Here is a 17,386-nt window from a genome sequence, read left to right as displayed (position 1 = left end):
AGCATTCGTTTAATTGCGTGTCAACCGCAGTGCAGCCAGTAGAAGCTCTGCGCACCCAGGGTGAGCGTGAGCGATCCCTCGTCGTTGAAGCTGGGAAAGACTGCTCCACCGAACAGGTCGTACAACCGCGTTCCGGCCATGTCGACGTCGTCGATCGTGAACGCGACCGGGTTGTGCGAGAAACTGAACACGCACAGCACGGTTTCCGGCTGGTCGCCGAACATCGAGCCGGAGCCGGAGCCGGCGTAGCTGCGGGTGAACACCAACACCGATTCGTGGTTGGTATTGAGCACGCGGATCGCGCCGAGTCCGAAGGTCTGGTGTGCCTTGCGCACGTGGATCACGTTGCGAATCCAGTGCAGGAGCGACCCGGACTGGGCCAGCTGCGACTCCACGTTGGTCTGGGTGAAGTTGTAGACGAGGGACTGCACAATGGGCAGAAATAGCTTGCCCGGATCGGCATCCGAAAAACCGGCATTGCGGTCGGGGGTCCACTGCATGGGCGTGCGTGAACTGTCCCGGTCGGGCAGCCAGATGTTGTCGCCCATGCCGATCTCATCGCCGTAGTACAGAAACGGGCTGCCGGGCAGGGCAAACAGCAGGGCGTGGGCCAGTTCCAGCTCGGCCCGCGAATTGTCGAGCAGCGGGGCGAGCCGTCTGCGGATGCCGATATTGGCGCGCATCCGCGGGTCGTAGGCGTACCAGCCGTACATAGCCTGCCGGTATTCCTCGCTGACCATTTCGAGGGTGAGCTCGTCGTGGTTGCGCAGGAATACGCCCCAGCCAGCGCCCTCCGGGATGTCGGTCGTTTCGGAGAGCACTCGCACCAGTTCGTTGGCCTGCTGGGAACGTAAAGAATAGAAAATGCGTGGCATGACCGGAAAGTCGAACGCCATGTGGCATTCCGGTTCTTCCTCGGTGCCGAAGAAGGCGGCGACCTCGCGGGGCCATTGGTTGGCCTCGGCGATCATGACTCGGCCAGGATAGTCGCGGTCGACCATGGCCCGCAGACGCTTGACGAACTCGTGAGTCGGCGGCTCGCCCTCACCGTTGCCCTCTTCGGACTCGAACAGGTAGGGAATCGCGTCGAGTCGAAAGCCGTCGACGCCGAGGTCGAGCCAGAAGCGGATGACGTCGAAGATCGCCTCCTGCACGGCCGGGTTTTCAAAGTTAAGGTCGGGCTGGTGCGAGAAGAAGCGGTGAAAAAAGAACTGCCGACGTACCGGGTCGAACGCCCAGTTCGATTCCTCGGTGTCGGTGAAGATAATGCGAATGTTGGGATACCGCTCGTCGGTGTCACTCCAGACATAGAAGTCGCCGTAGGGCCCGTCCGGGTCTTCACGGGACTGCTGAAACCATTCGTGCTGGTCCGAGGTGTGGTTAAGCGGAAAATCGATCACGATCCGCATATTACGTTCGTGCGCCTTGGTGACGAGATCCTTGAATTCCTCGAGGGTACCGAACTCCGGCAAAATCGTGCGGTAGTCGGCCACGTCGTAACCGCCGTCTTTCAACGGAGAGTTGAAGAACGGCGGAATCCACAGGGCGTCGATTCCGAGCCACTGCAGGTAGTCGAGCTTCGATACCAGCCCGGAGAGATCGCCGGATCCATCGGCGTTGCTGTCCACGAAGGAGCGAACCATCACCTCGTAGAAGACGGCGCGGCGATACCAGAGCGGATCGAGTGCCAATCCGGGTAACTGAATGGGGGCGGTGAAACTCACGGCTGTCCTTCCGTCCCGGCAAAGGGCTCTATCTCGATCCGCGTCGTGGTTTGAGTCTAGAACGGCCGACCCGGTACGGTTCCAGCTTTGCGCAAGTCTCCCGCCTAAACTAGGGCCGGTGATCGTTTCTTTTCCCTACGACAAAGTCCTGGCTGGCCTGACGGTGCGCGAACTCACGGCATCCGTTCTCGGTGCCAATGGGCGAAGCAGCGCCACCCAATACTGGGAATACGGCGACCCCGCCGCACCGGCCACCCTCGTGATCGTGCACGGGTTTCGCGGCGATCACCACGGACTGCAACTGGTCGTGGCTGAGCTGCTCGGTGCCGGTGAATTGCCCAGGGCCGTCGAAACGGATTCCGCAGCTCCCGCCCTGCGCATCATCGCACCGGACCTGCCCGGATTTGGCCGGTCGGAGCCGCTCCCCGACGGGGACCATTCCCTGGCCGGATACGCCCGTTGGCTGCGTGAATTTCTGAAGGTACTGGCCCCCACGGGGCGTCTGGTCGTGCTCGGGCATTCCTTCGGGTCGATCGTGGTCGCCGCGGCCGTCGCCGAGGGTCTGGCCGCCGACGACGTCGTTCTGGTCAACCCGATCGCCGCCCCGGCATTGTCCGGACCGCGTGGAATTCTGACCCGTCTGGCCGTCTTCTACTACTGGGCCTCAGCCTCCTTTCCGGAGCGGTGGGGCTACGCCCTGCTGCAGAACCGGGCGATTGTGCGCGTCATGAGCGTGAGCATGGCGAAAACGCGGGACCCGGCGTTGCGGCGCTGGATCCATAACCAGCACGATCGATACTTCAGCGCCTTCGCAAACCGTCAGGTGGTCATGGCGGCGTTTACCGCTTCGGTCAGCCACGACGTGAGCGAATTTGCGGCACGCATTCGGCAACCGACGCTGCTGATCGCGGCCGACCGCGACGACATCACGCCGCTCGCCGCGCAATATCGGCTGCAGAGCTTGTTCCCGAACGCGACCTTGCGCGTCGTCGACAACGTGGGTCACCTCATCCACTATGAAACGCCGAAGCCGGCGGCCACCTACATTCGTGAATTTCTTGCCGAGGAGCGATCGGAGTGAGAATCGTGGTCGACTGCCGGTACATCCGGCTGGATCAGCACGACGGCATCAGCCGATACACCGCCGGTTTGGTGACCGAACTCGGCCGGCTGCATCCGCTCACCATGCTGATCAGCGACCATCGGCAACTGGCGATGCTGCCGGCCTTGCCGTGGCAGCTTGTGCGGGCACCGACCAGTCTGCTCGAACCGTTGATCGCGCTGTCGGTCAACCGGTTGAAGCCCGACGTGGTGTTCAGTCCGATGCAGACCATGGGCTCGTGGGGCCGCAAGTATCGGCTGTTTCTCACCGTGCACGACCTCATTTATTATCGCAACCGCACACCACCGCGTGACCTGCCCGCGTTTATCCGTCTGCTCTGGCGCGCCTACCACCTATCCTGGTGGCCACAGCGGATGCTGCTCAACGGTGCCGACGGCGTCGTGACCGTGTCCGAGACCACCCGGACGCTGATCACAGAGCACCGGCTCACCCGGCGACCGGTCACGGTGGTGGCCAACGCCGCCGATCCCGTTCTGGGGGCGGTGCGTCATCGCAGCATTCCGGAGACCACCCGTCTGGTCTACATGGGCTCGTTCATGCCGTACAAGAACCTCGACACCCTAGTTCTGGCCATGGCCGACCTGCCGGAATACGAGCTGCACCTGCTCAGCCGGGTGTCCGCAGCCGAACGTTCCCGGCTGAGCCGCCGCGCCCCGCAGGCGCGCCTGGTCTTTCACGATGGGGTCAGCGATGACGCGTACCACCGGCTGTTGCGCTCGGCGACCGCACTAGTGACCGCCTCGTTCGATGAGGGCTTCGGAATTCCCCTGGTCGAGGCGATGAGCCTCGGCATCCCCGTCGTGGTCAGCGACATTCCCATTTTTCGGGAGATCGGCGGGGACGCCGCCCTGTATTTTGACCCTCGCAACGCGAACAGCATAGCCACGGCGATTCGCCGCCTGGCCGATCCGGGAGAGTGGGCGACCCGGTCCGCTCAGTCAGTCGATCTGGCGGCCCGCTTCACCTGGGCCGAGTCGGCCCGAACCCTGCTCAAGGTATTGGAAGGTACCGCGCCCCCGGCATAGCCGTTCGCGGTCCGTGACCTAATGCCGTGAATCGAGCGAGGAGTCGCGCGGCAATTCGCTATTCTCAAACGATGACACGATTCGGCCAGCGTCGCCCCAGCACGGAAACCGGGTCGGGTCGCTCCCTGCTGTGGCCCCGCGGCATCCACCCAGCCTGGATCATCGCCGCCGTGGCCTTTCTTGCGCTCGTCGGTGCGGCCGGATTCCGTGCGGCCCCCGGAGTGCTCATGGTGCCGATCGAGGAGGAATTCTCCTGGTCGCGCGGTGAACTGGCGGCGGCCGTTGGGGTGAACCTGCTGTTGTTCGGTCTGACCGCGCCGTTCGCCGCTGCCCTGATGCAGCGATTCGGCATTCGCGGAGTGACGACGAGTGCGCTCTTTATCGTCGCGGTGGGAAGTGCGCTCAGTACCTTCGCCACGTCACCGTGGCACCTCATGCTCACCTGGGGTGTGCTGATCGGCACCGGAACGGGGTCGATGGCGCTCGTGTTCGCGGCCGTCATCAGCCAAACCTGGTTCGTGAAGCGGCGCGGCTTGATCGCCGGGGTGCTCACGGCCGGAAGCGCCACCGGCCAGCTCATCTTTCTCCCCTTCATCGCCCAGCTCGCCGTCACGACCGGTTGGCGAAGCGCGTCGCTACTGATCGCACTCGGCGCGATCGTGGTGGTGCCGATCGTGCTCATCTGGATGCGCAACTCTCCGGCCGACCTCGGCACCACGCCCTACGGCACGCCGGAACTGCCCGAACGGGCCGACGGAGCTGCAGGACCGGCGGCATCCGCTCCCTTGAACGTTGTCGCGACGCCGAAACGAAACCCGGCGGTCGAAGCCCTCAGCGCCCTGAAGTTTGCCAGCCAGCATCGCACATTTTGGGCTCTAGCCGCCGGATTCGCTATTTGCGGGGCGACGACGAATGGCCTGATCGGCACCCATTTCATCCCCTCGGCGCACGACCACGGCATGCCGGAGACCACCGCAGCCGGATTGCTGGCCGTGGTCGGAATCTTCGACATTATCGGAACGATCGCCTCTGGCTGGCTGACCGACCGGTACAACCCGAGAATTCTGCTCGCCGGATACTACGCCTTTCGGGGCCTGTCGCTGCTCGCATTACCATTTCTTCTGTCGGCAACCGTGCACCCCAGCATGGTGATCTTCATCGTCATCTATGGCCTGGACTGGGTCGCCACCGTTCCGCCGACGATCGCGCTCTGTCGGGAGCTGTTCGGCGATCGCGGTCCCCTCGTCTTCGGCTGGGTGTTCGCCGCGCATCAGATCGGCGCTGGAATCGCGTCGGTCGCCGCCGGGATCGTGCGCGACGAAACCGGGCACTACACGGTCGCCTGGATCGGCGCCGCCGGCCTCTGCATCATCGCCGCGGTGGTCAGCGTGAGCATTCGCCGCGGATCCCCGGCCGGCGATGCCGTTCCAGCGGCCAGGGTCAACGCCGACAAATTTGAGTAGCGGCGCAGGTCACGCGTGCAGGGCGTGCGGCCACGCGTGAGGTGCCAACTTTGGCCCTATGGTGCTCGCCGCTGGCGAAAACGAAGGGGCGAACAGTGGCACCTCCACTGAGGCATTCCACTGAACACGAGGTACCAATTTCAGCGCCCTAAAGGCGCCCGCAGATCAGCCGGAGGCGTCACAGCACCGGCGACGAGCCGCGGTCGCCCGGCTCGCGCATCGCCGCATCGAAGTGGGTCAGCAGCAGCTGATCGTCCGCCCAGGCGAAATCGTGCACGGACCCATTGGCGATGTACTCGCCGTGCCGAGGGCGGTCGCCGTCCGTGAGGTGACGCAGCAGCGTTCCGATGATGCCGCCGTGACTCAACACAAGAACGGATTGGCCAGTATGCCCGGCGGCAAGTGCTGATAGCGCAGCGAGCACCCGGTCAATGACATCGCGGCGGGTCTCGAGTCCGGGAACGGCCACACCGTCAGGAAAGCGGTGCTGACGTTCGACGAAGGTGAGGCCCTCGATGGCGCCGTGGTGACGTTCGGTCAGGGCGGGAACCACCTCGGGTTCCTCCAACCCGAGCTCCGCGGCAATAATTCTGGCCGATTCCGCAGCGCGCATCAAAGGGCTGGTCACGATTGCATCCCACTGCCTGCTCTGCAGACGCTCAGCGGCGGCGACGGCTTCGGCGCGCCCGGTGGCGTTGAGGGGAATGTCGGTGCGGCCCTGGATCCGCTGGTTCAAATTCCAGTCGGTCTGGCCATGACGCACAATGGAGAACCTGGTCACGAGTGATTGCCCCGATTCACCGGTGATTCCCAGGGCCGCGCACAAGCGCGGTCAGCCCAGCAGCCGGTCAGCCAGTGCGGCGAGGGTTTCACTGGTTCCGGCCTCGAGCTTGTGCAGGGCTCGCCCGTCGCCCTTGGTCGCCCCACGGTTGATCACGATGATCGGCAGCTTGCGGCGCCTGGCCTGTTCGACCAGACGGATGCCCGAATTCACCGCGAGCGACGACCCGGCAACGATCAGGGCATCCGCAGCCTGAATCAAAGCGGATGCCTCCAGAAACGTTTCCGTCGGCACGAGTTCACCGAAAAAGACCACCCTGGGCTTGAGCATGCCGCCACAGACCGTGCAGGCCGGCACCACGAAGTCGTCGATGTTGCCGACGTCGGCATCGCCGTCCGGAGCGATTCGGATGCTGTCCGAATCACGCAGAACCGGGTTGTCGGCCTCCAGCCGGGCAGCGATGCTATCCCGGCCGAATGCCTGCCCGCAGTCCAGGCAGACGACCCGGTCGAGGGACCCGTGCAGTTCGACGACATGGCGCGATCCGGCCCGGGTATGCAGTCCGTCGACGTTTTGGGTGATGACCCCGGCAATGGCGCCGGCGCTTTCCAGATGCACGAGAGAACGGTGTCCGAGGTTGGGTTCGGCCCGTCGAAACACGCTCCAGCCCAGGTGACTGCCGGCCCAATAGCGTTTGCGGGATCGTTCGTCGGCGACAAAGGTCTGAAAGGTCATCGGCGTGCGCTTCGGCGCGCCTTCCCCGCGATAATCGGGAATTCCCGAATCGGTGCTGAGGCCGGCGCCGGTGAGCACGGCGGCACGTTTGCCGCGCAGGAGCGTGGCGACGGCATCCACTGCCCGCTCGGAATCGAGGGCGACCGTCGAGGTGAGCGCGGCGGCGGCGCCGGGGGCGTCGGTGGGCTCGAGCGCGTCCACCAGGACCGTGTCGCTGGGCACGACCGAGTCGGCAGTCATCGGCGTTCCTTTCGGGCAGAGACGGGCAGCAAAAGATGTTGGTCCCTTGATTCTAAACTCGTCTGTTTTCCCGTTTGACTACCGACCTGTCAGGCTTGAGCTCAATACCCCTTCTGAAAGGCACTTTTCCGTGCAGATCACCCGCATTACCGACCTGTCCAGCCCGGGTCTGGCCGACTATTCGCGTTTGACCGACGTCGCACTGCGACGAGTGCTGGAGCCGGCCGGCGGCCTCTATATCGCCGAGTCACCCAAGGTCATTGCTCGTGCTCTCCGGGCGGGTCATCGCCCGCGCTCCCTCCTTATTCAGGAACAGTGGATGCCCGACGCCGAGCGATTGCTCGCCGACTGGCCCGACGTTCCGGTTTATGTCGGCGACGCGAGCGTGCTGGAACAGCTGACCGGGTACAACCTGCATCGCGGTGCCCTCGCCGCGATGCACCGGCCGGTGCTCGAGCCGGTCGAGGCGCTTCTCACCCAGGCCCGTCGCATCGTGATCCTCGAAGACATCGTCGACCACACCAACGTCGGGGCCATCTTTCGCTCCGTGGCCGGGCTCGGCGCCGATGCCGTGCTGATCACTCCGCGCTGCGCCGACCCGCTCTACCGGCGCAGCGTGCGCGTGAGCATGGGCACGGTGTTGCAGGTGCCATGGACCCGCCTCCCGGAATGGAGCGTGGCCACCCCGCTGCTGCACGCCGCCGGTTTTCACCTCGCCGCGCTGGCGCTGGCCGACAATGCGGTTCCCCTCGACGTGTTTGCCGAGGCGCCGCCCGAGCGGCTCGCGATCATTCTCGGGGCCGAAGGTGACGGGCTCAGCCAGCACGCGCTCGAAGCCGCCGACACGGTCGTGACCATTCCGATGCTGCACGGCGTCGACTCCCTCAACGTCGCCTCCGCGAGCGCGGTCGCGCTGTACGCGCTGCGCACGCGTGCGTGAGCGCGCCGACCCGCTGAGCGCGACGAAGAAGTTAGGCTGAGCGGATGTCTCCCTCCCGGCGTGTCATCCTCCGACGGCGTCGATTCGCCGTCGCCAGCGTTCTGCTCGTGGTGCTGGGCGGCGTCGGCTATGTCGGCGCCACCACCCTGGCTCCCGTTCCGGAGAGCGCTGCCACGATCGTGCAGCCGGCGGCACTGACCCAACCAGCCGCAGCTTTGGTCTGGCCGACCTTCGGTGAAAGTGCGATCGGCGCGGTCGGTTTTCCCGGCGTGCTGGCCTCGAGCGGCGAACAGGGCACGGTGCCGATCGCGAGCATCACCAAGATGGTCACCGCCCTCGTCATCCTCGATGCCAAACCGCTGGGCGCGGGGGAGGACGGCCCCGCGATCACGTTCACCGACGCCGACGTCGATATCTACTACGAGGTGATCGCCGAAAATGGGTCGGTCGCGCCCGTGGTCGCCGGAATGGAACTAACCCAGCGGCAGGCTTTTGAAGCGATGCTGCTGCCCTCGGCCAACAACTATGCGGCGTCTCTCGCGGTGTGGGCGTTCGGCTCGACCGACGGCTACCTGGCGGCAGCGAAAACCTGGCTGGCCGACAACTCACTCAGCCAGACCAGCGTCGCCGACACGAGCGGCATCTCGTCGTCGAGCGTGAGCACCCCGGCCAACCTCGTCGAGATCGGAAAGCTCGTCGTGGGTCACCCGGCCCTGGCCGAAATAGTCGCCCTGCCCTCGGCGGTGCTGCCGGTCATTGGCACGGTCACCAACACCAACAAGTTGCTCGGTCGCGACGGCGTCGACGGTATCAAGACCGGGACAACGGATGTCGCCGGCGCCTGCCTGCTTTTTTCCACCGATTTCACCGTCGGCGACAACACGGTCACGCTCGTAGGCGTGATGCTGGGTGGCGACACCCACTCCGAACTCAATTCGGCGATTGCCGCGCTGATCCAGAGTGTGCAGCCCGGGTTCCACGACGTCGTCCTGGCCGACGCTGGCACCGTGTACGGCAGCTATAGGACCCAGTGGGGTGACGTGAGCGATATCGTCGCCGCGCGGGCGGCATCCGCTTTGGTGTGGTCAGACTCACCTATTTCGGGTTACGCGACGGCGACCGATTTGCAGCTGGGCCGGGCCGGCGACGACGTCGGCGAGTTGTCGTTCACGATCGGCACGGGATCTCCGGTGACGGTGCCGCTTGAACTGCAGGACAGCGTTACCGATCCCGGCCCGGCCTGGCGTATGGGCCACCCGGGCGAACTCGCCGCCGGCTGACCCGCCCGGCTGCCCACCCGCCCGGCCATGACCTGCCCCGTCTAGTGGACGGGGCCCGGGCCCCGACCGAAATGCGGGTCAGACGCGGGGGAGCGTGGAGGGGCCGGCTTTGGGACGTTTGGGCAGTACGTGATCGCCGGAGGACTGGTGGCGCACCCGGCGCAGCACCCACGGCACGAGGTACTCCCGCGCCCAGACAAAATCTTCGGTGCGGGCCTGCCGCCAGGTGGTTCCGGGCATGGGCTCCGGCTCGCTCGGCTCGAGCGAGTTCTTCACGTTGAGGGTTTGCAACACCATGCGCGCCACGGTGTGGTGCCCGAGGGCGTTGAGGTGCAGCCGGTCGGTCGCCCACATGCGCGGATCCTGAATTTCGGTGAGCTGCCACATGTCGGCCACGATGCAGTCATACTTCGTAGCAATGGCCCGGATGTTCTCGTTGTAGATCGCGACCTTGCCGCGAATGCTACGAAACACGGGAGAGAATCCCACGTCGGCTCCGGTGAACAGCACGACCGTCGCGCCGTCCCGGCGGAGCCCGGAAACCACCTCATCGCAGCGGGCCGCGATGAAATCCGGGTCAGTTCCGGGGCGAATGACGTCGTTGCCACCGGCTGAAATCGTGATCAGGTCCGGGCGCAGGGCCAGCGCTGGCTCGATCTGTTCGTCGGCGATCTGCCGGATGAGTTTGCCGCGCACGGCCAGGTTGGCATAGGCGAAATCATCGGTCCCTTCGCTCAGTACCTCGGCGACCCGGTCGGCCCAGCCCCGGTGCCCACCAGGGCTCTGCTCTTCCGGGTCACCGATGCCCTCGGTGAACGAATCGCCGAGCGCGACGTAGCGCGACCATGGATGCTGTTGCTTCGTCATTAAACCATTGTGTCTGAACCCTGAGTCATTGGTGCAAACGGTGCCGTCGGCGACGAACGTCGGTGGTCTTTGGTAGATTTGTAAGAAGTGAATACTCCATCGGTTTTCGGTCCCGCGCAGGGAACGAGTGCAGCCGAACACCTGTCGCCGTCCTTCCCCGAACGCGCGGCCTGGGGTACCGCCGGCAAGCTGCGCGCCTGGCAGGCCGAGGCGCTCGAGGCCTACTTCGTGCACGAGCCACGCGACTTTCTCGCCGCGGCAACGCCGGGAGCCGGAAAGACCACGTTCGCCCTGCGCCTGGCCGCTGAACTCCGCTCCCGGCGCACAATCGACCGCATCACCGTTGTCGCGCCGACCGAGCATCTCAAAAACCAGTGGGCGGATGCTGCGGCGCGCGCCGGCATCCGTCTCGATCCCATGTTCAAGAACGCCGACCGCAGTTACGGCAGCCACTATCACGGCGTCGTCGTCACCTATGCCCAGGTGGCTGCCCGAGCCGCCCTGCACAAGCAGCTCACCGAGTCCAGCCGCACCCTGGTCATCCTCGACGAGATTCACCACGGGGGAGATGCCCTCAGCTGGGGCGACGCGATTCGTGAGGCCTTCGGCCCGGCCACCCGGCGCCTCTCACTCACCGGCACCCCGTTTCGCTCGGACACCTCGCCGATCCCGTTCGTCAGCTACCTGCCCGACAAACACGGCATCCGTATGTCGCAGAGCGACTATGCCTACGGTTACGGTCGGGCCCTCGCCGACGGTGTTGTGCGCCCGGTGATGTTCATGGTCTACGCCGGGCACATGAAGTGGCGTACCCGGGCCGGCGACGAGATGGAAGCCAAGCTCGGCGAGGGCAACGCCAAGGACATCACGAGCCAGGCCTGGCGCACCGCGCTCGAGCCCAGCGGGCAGTGGATTCCCTCGGTGCTGCGCGCCGCGAACTCCCGACTGACCGAGGTGCGGCGCGGCATTCCGGATGCCGGAGGCCTCGTCATTGCCACGGACCAGACCACCGCACGCGCCTACGCCGTCATCCTCGAGGACATCTGCGGTGAACCGGTCACCATCGTGCTGTCCGACGAGAAGGAAGCGAGCGACCGGATCGACGAGTTCTCCAAGAACACCCGTCGATGGATGGTCGCCGTGCGCATGGTGTCGGAGGGCGTCGACGTGCCGCGGCTTGCCGTCGGTGTCTATGCGACCAGCGCGGCCACACCGCTGTACTTCGCCCAGGCGATCGGCCGGTTCGTGCGCGCGCGCCGACGCGGCGAAACGGCATCCATTTTTCTGCCCAACGTGCCCGGGCTGCTCAGCCTCGCCAACGCGCTCGAGCTGGAACGCGATCACGCCCTCGATCGCAGCAATCGTGACGACGGCGACGACGGCATGTACAACCCCGAAGATGCCATGGTCGCCGCGGCGAACAAGGAAGACAAGGCGTCAGACGACCTCGGCCTGGACGACTTCACCTGGCAGGCCCTAGACTCGCAGGCCACCTTCGACATGGTCATGTTCGACGGCGACGAATTCGGCGAGCTCGCCGAACCGGGCACTGACGAGGAATTCGACTTCATCGGCATCCCCGGCCTGCTCGAACCGGAACAGGTGTCGGAGCTGCTGCGTCAACGCCAGTCACGGCAGTCCAAACGTTCAACCGACAAGCGCAAGGACCCGGTGACGGGGGAGATCGCCCCGCTCGAGCCGCCGCCCCTGTACCGAACCCTAAAGGAACAGCGCACCCTGCTGTCGAGCCTCGTGGGCATGTGGTCCAAGCTCGCCAATGAACCGCACGGCATGATCCACGCGGAGATGCGTCGGATCTGCGGCGGGCCCGCCGTCGCCCAGGCCAGCGTGACCCAGCTGCAGATGCGGATCGATCTGCTGCGCCGCCGCCTCGGCCGCAGCTAGGCCGTCGCGACTGCTCCCACCGGCACGTGGGCGACCAGCAGGGCGGTGAGGATGTCGTCCATCAAATCGTCGACGTGCTCGAGCCCGATCGACAGCCGCACGATGCCGGCGCCCGGTCGTGCATCAGCCGCCACCGGTCGGTGGGTGAGCGAGGCCGGATGCTGCACGAGCGAATCGACCCCGCCGAGTGACACCGCGTGGGTGATCAGTCGCAGCGCCTCGGTGAAGCGCACGGCGGCGGCAAAGGAGCCGAGATCAAGCGCGATCAGGGACCCGGCCCCGGCGCTCTGCCTGCCGATCAGCCCGTGCGGGTCCTGGCCGGGCAGCCCGGGGTAGAGCACCCGGGTCAGCGCCGGATGGGCGCTGAGCCGGTCAGCAATCTCGCCAGCATTCGTCTGTTGGGCGCGCACCCGAATCGGCAGGGTGCGCAGCCCGCGATGCAGCAGGTATGCGTTGAACGGCTGCAGCAGGCCGCCGGTCAGCGCGCGCACCTGTCGCAGCCGCACCATCCACTCGGCCGGCCCGGACACCGTGCCGCCCATAGCATCGCCGTGACCGCCGAGAAACTTGGTCGCACTGTGCAGCACGAGCGTGGCGCCCGACTCGACCGGGCGCTGCAACACGGGCGTCGCAAAGGTGTTGTCCACCAGCACGGGAACCGAACCGGCAGCATCCGCCACCGCCCGGATGTCGGTCAACTCAAGCGTCGGGTTGGCCGGTGACTCCAGAATGACCAGACCGGTATCTGAGCGGATGGCCGCACCAACGCCGGCCAGGTCGGTCCAGGTGACCGTCGTGCCGAGCAGCCCGTTCGCGAGAACATGATCGGTACCGCCATACAGGGGACGCAGCGCCACAATGTGCGGTTTGTCGGCCGTCACGGTGGCAATAAGGGTCGCGGTCAGGGCCGCCATTCCGGTGGCGAAGGCAACGGTGCCGGCGGTCCGTTCAAGGGCCGACAGTGCGTTCTCGAACCGGGCGACGCCCGGCTGCCACAGTCGCTGGTAGACGGCGGAATCGCCGGGTTCCGGCGTGCCGCCGGTGGCGAGGTTTTCGTAGGAATCCCCGCCAGACTCCACTCCGCGCAGCGGATTGGTGGTGGACAGATCGATGCCCGGAACGTGCGTTCCGGCCTCGGTGAGACCGTCCATTCCGGCGTGTACGGCAACGGTTTCGATATGTGACAGCGGTGGCAACATGAGCTAACAGAAACAGGTTCTGCCCTTGAACGCAAGTTACTATGCAGACCCTTGCAAATCACAGATCCGAATCGCATAAGCTTGCTAGAAATAAGGGAGTCTGCTGATGGAATCGAAGAAGCCGGAACTTGACCGGGTCGACCGTGCACTGCTGCGCGCACTGTCGGTCAATGCTCGGGCCTCCGGTGCGGCCCTGGCCAGCGAGATCGGAGTGGCCGAGTCCACAGTATCGCTGCGACTGCGTCGGTTGCAGCAGCTCGGCCATATCCGTGGCTACCGGGCCAATATCGACCTGGCTGCGCTCGGAGCCAGCCTGCAGGCGCTCATCTCGGTGCGGCTGGCCAAACATGCCCGGGTGCAGATCGATGACTTTCGGAATGCCGCCCCGCACTGGCCCGGTGTGATCGGGCTCTTCCACACGGCCGGTGCCGACGACTACCTGCTGCATGTGGCTGCAGCGGATGCCTCGCACCTGCGCGACTTTGTGCTGGAACATCTCGCGGAGCATCCGGCCGTCGCCCACACCGAGACCAACCTGATCTTCGAGTATGTCGACGGTGATGGGTGGCAGGACCTGGTGAAGTAGGCCGGTCAGCCACGAGGATTAAAACAAGAACGCCCCCCGCGTGAGCGGGAGGCGTTCTTCGCAAGCTCTATTTAGAGGGCGCGGATGTTCTCGGCCTGAGGACCCTTGGGGCCCTGGGTTACCTCGAACTCGACCTTCTGGTTCTCATCGAGGGACTTGTAGCCATTCGACGCGATCGCGGAGTAGTGCGCGAAAACATCGGCGCTTCCGTCGTCGGGTGCGATAAAGCCGAAGCCCTTTTCAGCGTTGAACCATTTCACGGTACCTGTTGCCATTTGTAAAACTCCTCCAGGAGTGTTAGACCGGCCCCGACTGTCGGGACCGTTCGTCGCGGTATTCGTCGTCCGCTTCCGAAAGGAATGTGGCGCACTAACTGTGATCCAGATGAATCACGATCAGTGCGTTTAAGACGTGCAAGCACTACAACTTCGAGTCCAACACTAGCCCACAAGTCTGGATGGTTTCGGAATTCAGCGTCTTTTTTACCGGAAAGCGTGTCGTTTGCTGCGGAAAAGGGGTGAACTCCGGGTCCACCACTGGGAATGACCGCGAATGCGAGATTGCCGAAAGCGACGCGAAAACCGTCATTCCGCTGTTACAAAGTCGATCAGGTGTTCCACCCGGCCGAGAAGTTGCGGCTCCAGATCGGCAAACGTGCGTACCTGGCCGAGGATACGCTGCCAGGCCCTGGCAATATCGGCCTGCTCCTCGTGCGGCCAGCCGAGCGCCGCGCAGATTCCGTGCTTCCACTCGATGCTCCGCGGTATCTCGGGCCAGGCGGCGAAGCCGACGCGAGCCGGTTTCACCGACTGCCACACGTCCACAAATGGATGCCCCACCACCAGCACGTTCGCCGCAAACGGCCCGCGCGCCACAGCCTCCGCAATGCGACTCTCCTTCGACCCCGGCACGAGGTGGTCGACGAGCACGCCGACGCGGCGCCCGGCACCCGGTCGGAACGCGCGCAGAATCTCGTCCAGGTTGTCCACGCCCTCGATGTACTCGACGACGACGCCCTCGATGCGCAGGTCGGCACCCCAGACCTTCTCCACGAGTTCGGCGTCGTGCCGGCCCTCAACGAAGATCCGGCTGGCCCGCGCGACGCGCGCCGGGGCATCCGGAACCGCCGTTGAGCCCGAGGCGGTGCGCACCCGGCCGAGTACTGCCGCCATGGTCGGAGCTATCAGTGTGACCGGTTTACCGTCGATGAGAAACCCCGAGCCGAGCGGAAACAGGCGCAGCTTGCCGTGGCGGTCTTCCAGAGTGACGATCTTCTTCTCGACCCGAATGACGGCCCCGCAGAACCCGGTCGCGACCTCTTCCACCACGAGGTCCCTGGTCGCTTCCTGGGTCGGAATAATGATGCGACCGGCCTCGCGCCAGCCGGGGGAGAGCACGTCTGCGCTGTATCGATCGTCCATTGCATCGACGCTAGCTGATGCTCGCTAATACGTTAGGCAAGCAACGGTATTCTGGAGACATGTGTGGTCGATTCATCATTACCGATACGGCGCCCGATCTGGCTGCCATGTTCGACGTCGAGCATGAGGGAGAGAACCTGCCGGAACCCTCGTGGAATATTCGGCCAACGGAGCAGATCCCCATCGTGCTCGAGTCGGCGCGCACCGATCCGGCCGTGCGCAGGCTGGAATCGGCGCGCTGGTCCCTGATTCCGTCCTTCGCCACCGAGCCCACCTCGAAGTTCCCGACCTTCAATGCGCGAGCCGAGACCGCCGCCGAGAAACCGACCTTCAAAACGTCCGTGCGTTCCCGGCGTGCGCTCGTGCCGGCCACCGGCTATTACGAGTGGCACACCGACGGAACTACGAAGAAGCCGTACTTCATCCACTCGGACGACGGCCTTCCGCTCGCCTTCGCCGGCTTGTACGCCTGGTGGAAGAATCCGGCGGCCGCCGACGACGACCCAGCGCGGTGGGTGCTGTCCGCCACAATCCTGACAACGGGTGCTCTGGGCCCGCTCACGCAGATTCACGACCGCACCCCGGTTCCCCTGCCCGAGGAGTGGTGGGACCAGTGGCTGGATCCGGCCACGGACGGCGACCAGACGCTCGTCGATGCTGCCGTCGCCGCATCCCATGAGGTTGTGGAAACACTGAACTTCTACGCGGTCGCCCCGATCGTCGGCAATGGACCCGAACTGATCGAGCCGCTCGACGCGTTCGCCGGCGATTCCCTGTAATTCCGATCGGCCCCAGCCGGTACGCTCGAATAAGTACGTTCAAACCAGTTGCTGGGCGAAAACACCGGGCACTGCCGTGAAAGGGTTTCCCATGCACATTGTCGCCTTCATCGCCGCGTTCGCGATCTTCGTCCTCGGCCTCTGGCTGTTCGGTCTGGCGTTCTCCGTCACGTCGCTGATGGGACCGACCTTCATAGCCGGAATTCTCTGCGTGTCACTCTCCATGGCGATCCCGTTCCACCTGCTGCGCGACTAGCAGCCACGCTGAACCCTCGCTGCTGTGAGACCGTCGCCCTCGGCGGGATGTCAGATTCCCGCGATACGGTGGACCCTCTGATTGTCTCTGAGACGATCTGCTCGCACCCGCAGAAAGGTATCGTTCAGGATGCATGACAGCCCGGCCGCATCCACCCCCTACGAGGTGCTCGGCGTGAGCCCGACGGCGACCAACGACGAGTTGCGCCGTGCCTACCGGCTCCTCCTGCGCCAAACTCACCCCGACGTCGGAGGCAGCGCGACCCGGTTTCATGCCGTTCAGCTGGCGTGGGAACGCATCGGTACTCCCGATCACCGGGCGGCCTACGATCGCCGTCGCTTCGGTGACACCGATCCAGAAGCGGATGCCTACGCCGCCCCCGCCGCCCGTGGCCCGGCCACGAAATCCAGCCTGAAAACCCGCATGCACGGTCACCCCGGCGGCCAGGCACGCCTGAGATACCTGGATCTCGTGCGCGAATGGGCCGGCCGCGGTACCGTCATCGACGATCCGTACGCGCCAGCCCTGATCCGCAGCGCCCCCCGTCTCGTGCGGCACTGCCTCGCCAAGGCCCTCGCCGAGGAGGCCACCGCCCAACTCGTGGCCAACCTCGGCATCGGATTCACCGCCTGGCACGACATCGATACCGGCCCGCAGACCGACAAACTCGACCACGTCATCCTCGGCCCGGCCGGCCTGTTCGGCATCCTCTCCGAAGACTGGGGCGGCCCGGTGCAGCTGCGCCGCGGCGAACTGGTCGGTGACGATCTCGACCCCGACGACCGCCCGATCCATCAGTTCGAAGACGCCGCCAAATCGATTACGCGTGCCCTCAAGGTGCGTTTCACCGCCCTCATTATCGTGCTCCCCGACGGCACACTCGACGAAGCGGTATCGCTGCCGAAGCGCGGCCGCCGCCCGATGATCATCGGCATTCCGCGGTCACGACTGGTCGGCGTGCTGCGCGAGGGACTGATCGGCATGGAACGGGGCAGCTTCGAGAAGGTATTCGAGCTGCGCAGCACGCTGCAGAACGGCATCCGGTTCGTTAATTCGTGACGA

At 65.1% G+C, this 17,386-nt stretch carries 17 protein-coding genes; 10 read left to right on the top strand and 7 right to left on the bottom strand.

Annotated features, from left to right (window positions below; all coding sequences use genetic code 11):
- Positions 1-20: 20 nt before the first annotated feature.
- Positions 21-1,724, bottom strand: coding sequence for a maltose alpha-D-glucosyltransferase (treS, locus tag E3T31_RS12400; protein WP_134468961.1), 1,704 nt, complete (start codon positions 1,722-1,724; stop codon positions 21-23).
- A 118-nt stretch (positions 1,725-1,842) separates the two neighbouring features.
- Here treS and E3T31_RS12395 point away from each other — a divergent pair, with 118 nt between their 5' ends.
- From E3T31_RS12395 to E3T31_RS12385, 3 genes are all read left to right on the top strand, one after another.
- Entirely contained in the window at positions 1,843-2,805 is a 963-nt protein-coding gene (locus tag E3T31_RS12395) for an alpha/beta fold hydrolase (protein ID WP_370304547.1), read from the top strand.
- On the top strand, positions 2,802-3,872 hold the full coding sequence (locus E3T31_RS12390; protein WP_134468959.1) for a glycosyltransferase family 1 protein: 1,071 nt from the start codon (positions 2,802-2,804) through the stop codon (positions 3,870-3,872). Before E3T31_RS12395 ends, E3T31_RS12390 begins: the two co-directional genes overlap by 4 nt.
- A gap of 71 nt (positions 3,873-3,943) precedes the next feature.
- Positions 3,944-5,335 carry an MFS transporter gene (locus E3T31_RS12385; protein WP_134468957.1) on the top strand — a complete coding sequence of 464 codons (1,392 nt, stop codon included), beginning with the start codon at positions 3,944-3,946 and terminating at the stop codon, positions 5,333-5,335.
- Positions 5,336-5,513: 178 nt separating this feature from the next.
- Here E3T31_RS12385 and E3T31_RS12380 read toward each other — a convergent pair whose 3' ends face one another.
- A complete protein-coding gene (locus E3T31_RS12380) occupies positions 5,514-6,116 on the bottom strand; it encodes a histidine phosphatase family protein (protein WP_166788497.1) in 603 nt (200 codons plus the stop codon).
- A gap of 51 nt (positions 6,117-6,167) precedes the next feature.
- Positions 6,168-7,091: an NAD-dependent protein deacetylase gene (locus E3T31_RS12375; RefSeq protein WP_134468955.1), complete on the bottom strand. Its 924-nt coding sequence runs from the start codon at positions 7,089-7,091 to the stop codon at positions 6,168-6,170.
- Positions 7,092-7,221: 130 nt separating this feature from the next.
- On the opposite strand from E3T31_RS12375, the gene E3T31_RS12370 reads away from it, so the two are divergent.
- Entirely contained in the window at positions 7,222-8,031 is an 810-nt protein-coding gene (locus E3T31_RS12370) for an RNA methyltransferase (RefSeq protein WP_134468953.1), read from the top strand.
- Positions 8,032-8,075: 44 nt separating this feature from the next.
- Positions 8,076-9,311: a D-alanyl-D-alanine carboxypeptidase family protein gene (locus tag E3T31_RS12365; RefSeq protein ID WP_134468952.1), complete on the top strand. Its 1,236-nt coding sequence runs from the start codon at positions 8,076-8,078 to the stop codon at positions 9,309-9,311.
- A 78-nt stretch (positions 9,312-9,389) separates the two neighbouring features.
- Here the strand turns inward: E3T31_RS12365 and E3T31_RS12360 are convergent, their stop codons facing one another.
- Positions 9,390-10,178, bottom strand: a complete 789-nt coding sequence (locus E3T31_RS12360; RefSeq protein WP_134468951.1) for an SGNH/GDSL hydrolase family protein — start codon at positions 10,176-10,178, stop codon at positions 9,390-9,392.
- An 87-nt stretch (positions 10,179-10,265) separates the two neighbouring features.
- Here E3T31_RS12360 and E3T31_RS12355 point away from each other — a divergent pair, with 87 nt between their 5' ends.
- Positions 10,266-12,083, top strand: a complete 1,818-nt coding sequence (locus E3T31_RS12355; protein WP_134468950.1) for a DEAD/DEAH box helicase — start codon at positions 10,266-10,268, stop codon at positions 12,081-12,083.
- Here E3T31_RS12355 and E3T31_RS12350 read toward each other — a convergent pair.
- The gene (locus E3T31_RS12350; protein ID WP_134468949.1) at positions 12,080-13,282 is read right to left on the bottom strand and encodes a PLP-dependent aspartate aminotransferase family protein; all 1,203 of its coding nucleotides are present in this window, start codon (positions 13,280-13,282) and stop codon (positions 12,080-12,082) included. The genes E3T31_RS12355 and E3T31_RS12350 overlap by 4 nt on opposite strands.
- A 106-nt stretch (positions 13,283-13,388) precedes the next feature.
- Here E3T31_RS12350 and E3T31_RS12345 point away from each other — a divergent pair, with 106 nt between their 5' ends.
- Complete coding sequence (locus tag E3T31_RS12345; RefSeq protein ID WP_092107921.1) at positions 13,389-13,868, top strand: Lrp/AsnC family transcriptional regulator; 480 nt, start codon at positions 13,389-13,391, stop codon at positions 13,866-13,868.
- Between the two features lie 71 nt (positions 13,869-13,939).
- Here the strand turns inward: E3T31_RS12345 and E3T31_RS12340 are convergent, their stop codons facing one another.
- Both E3T31_RS12340 and E3T31_RS12335 read right to left on the bottom strand, forming a co-directional pair.
- Entirely contained in the window at positions 13,940-14,143 is a 204-nt protein-coding gene (locus E3T31_RS12340) for a cold-shock protein (protein ID WP_035840308.1), read from the bottom strand.
- Positions 14,144-14,452: 309 nt separating this feature from the next.
- Complete coding sequence (locus E3T31_RS12335) at positions 14,453-15,289, bottom strand: DUF3097 domain-containing protein (RefSeq protein WP_134468947.1); 837 nt, start codon at positions 15,287-15,289, stop codon at positions 14,453-14,455.
- A gap of 59 nt (positions 15,290-15,348) precedes the next feature.
- Here E3T31_RS12335 and E3T31_RS12330 point away from each other — a divergent pair, with 59 nt between their 5' ends.
- From E3T31_RS12330 to E3T31_RS12325, 3 genes are all read left to right on the top strand, one after another.
- Positions 15,349-16,068 (top strand): SOS response-associated peptidase, encoded by a 720-nt coding sequence (locus E3T31_RS12330; RefSeq protein WP_134468946.1) that lies wholly within the window; start codon positions 15,349-15,351, stop codon positions 16,066-16,068.
- A 91-nt stretch (positions 16,069-16,159) separates the two neighbouring features.
- Positions 16,160-16,324: a hypothetical protein gene (locus tag E3T31_RS17870; protein ID WP_166788496.1), complete on the top strand. Its 165-nt coding sequence runs from the start codon at positions 16,160-16,162 to the stop codon at positions 16,322-16,324.
- A 129-nt stretch (positions 16,325-16,453) separates the two neighbouring features.
- The gene (locus tag E3T31_RS12325; protein ID WP_134468945.1) at positions 16,454-17,383 is read left to right on the top strand and encodes a nuclease-related domain-containing protein; all 930 of its coding nucleotides are present in this window, start codon (positions 16,454-16,456) and stop codon (positions 17,381-17,383) included.
- Positions 17,384-17,386: the final 3 nt, after the last annotated feature.

The sequence above is a fragment of the Cryobacterium sp. TMS1-13-1 genome, from assembly GCF_004403125.1.
Classification (GTDB): domain Bacteria; phylum Actinomycetota; class Actinomycetes; order Actinomycetales; family Microbacteriaceae; genus Cryobacterium; species Cryobacterium levicorallinum.
Note: the sequence above shows the minus strand (reverse complement) of the source record. Positions and strands in the feature narration are given on the sequence as shown.

Coding starts and splice junctions, on each gene's coding strand:
- E3T31_RS12385 (WP_134468957.1), top strand. CDS start 3,944: ATGACACGATTCGGCCAGCGTCGCCCCAGCACGGAAACCGGGTCGGGT.
- E3T31_RS12375 (WP_134468955.1), bottom strand. CDS start 7,091: ATGACTGCCGACTCGGTCGTGCCCAGCGACACGGTCCTGGTGGACGCG.
- E3T31_RS12365 (WP_134468952.1), top strand. CDS start 8,076: ATGTCTCCCTCCCGGCGTGTCATCCTCCGACGGCGTCGATTCGCCGTC.
- E3T31_RS12360 (WP_134468951.1), bottom strand. CDS start 10,178: ATGACGAAGCAACAGCATCCATGGTCGCGCTACGTCGCGCTCGGCGAT.
- E3T31_RS12350 (WP_134468949.1), bottom strand. CDS start 13,282: ATGTTGCCACCGCTGTCACATATCGAAACCGTTGCCGTACACGCCGGA.
- E3T31_RS12345 (WP_092107921.1), top strand. CDS start 13,389: ATGGAATCGAAGAAGCCGGAACTTGACCGGGTCGACCGTGCACTGCTG.
- E3T31_RS12340 (WP_035840308.1), bottom strand. CDS start 14,143: ATGGCAACAGGTACCGTGAAATGGTTCAACGCTGAAAAGGGCTTCGGC.
- E3T31_RS12335 (WP_134468947.1), bottom strand. CDS start 15,289: ATGGACGATCGATACAGCGCAGACGTGCTCTCCCCCGGCTGGCGCGAG.
- E3T31_RS12330 (WP_134468946.1), top strand. CDS start 15,349: ATGTGTGGTCGATTCATCATTACCGATACGGCGCCCGATCTGGCTGCC.
- E3T31_RS17870 (WP_166788496.1), top strand. CDS start 16,160: ATGCACATTGTCGCCTTCATCGCCGCGTTCGCGATCTTCGTCCTCGGC.
- E3T31_RS12325 (WP_134468945.1), top strand. CDS start 16,454: ATGCATGACAGCCCGGCCGCATCCACCCCCTACGAGGTGCTCGGCGTG.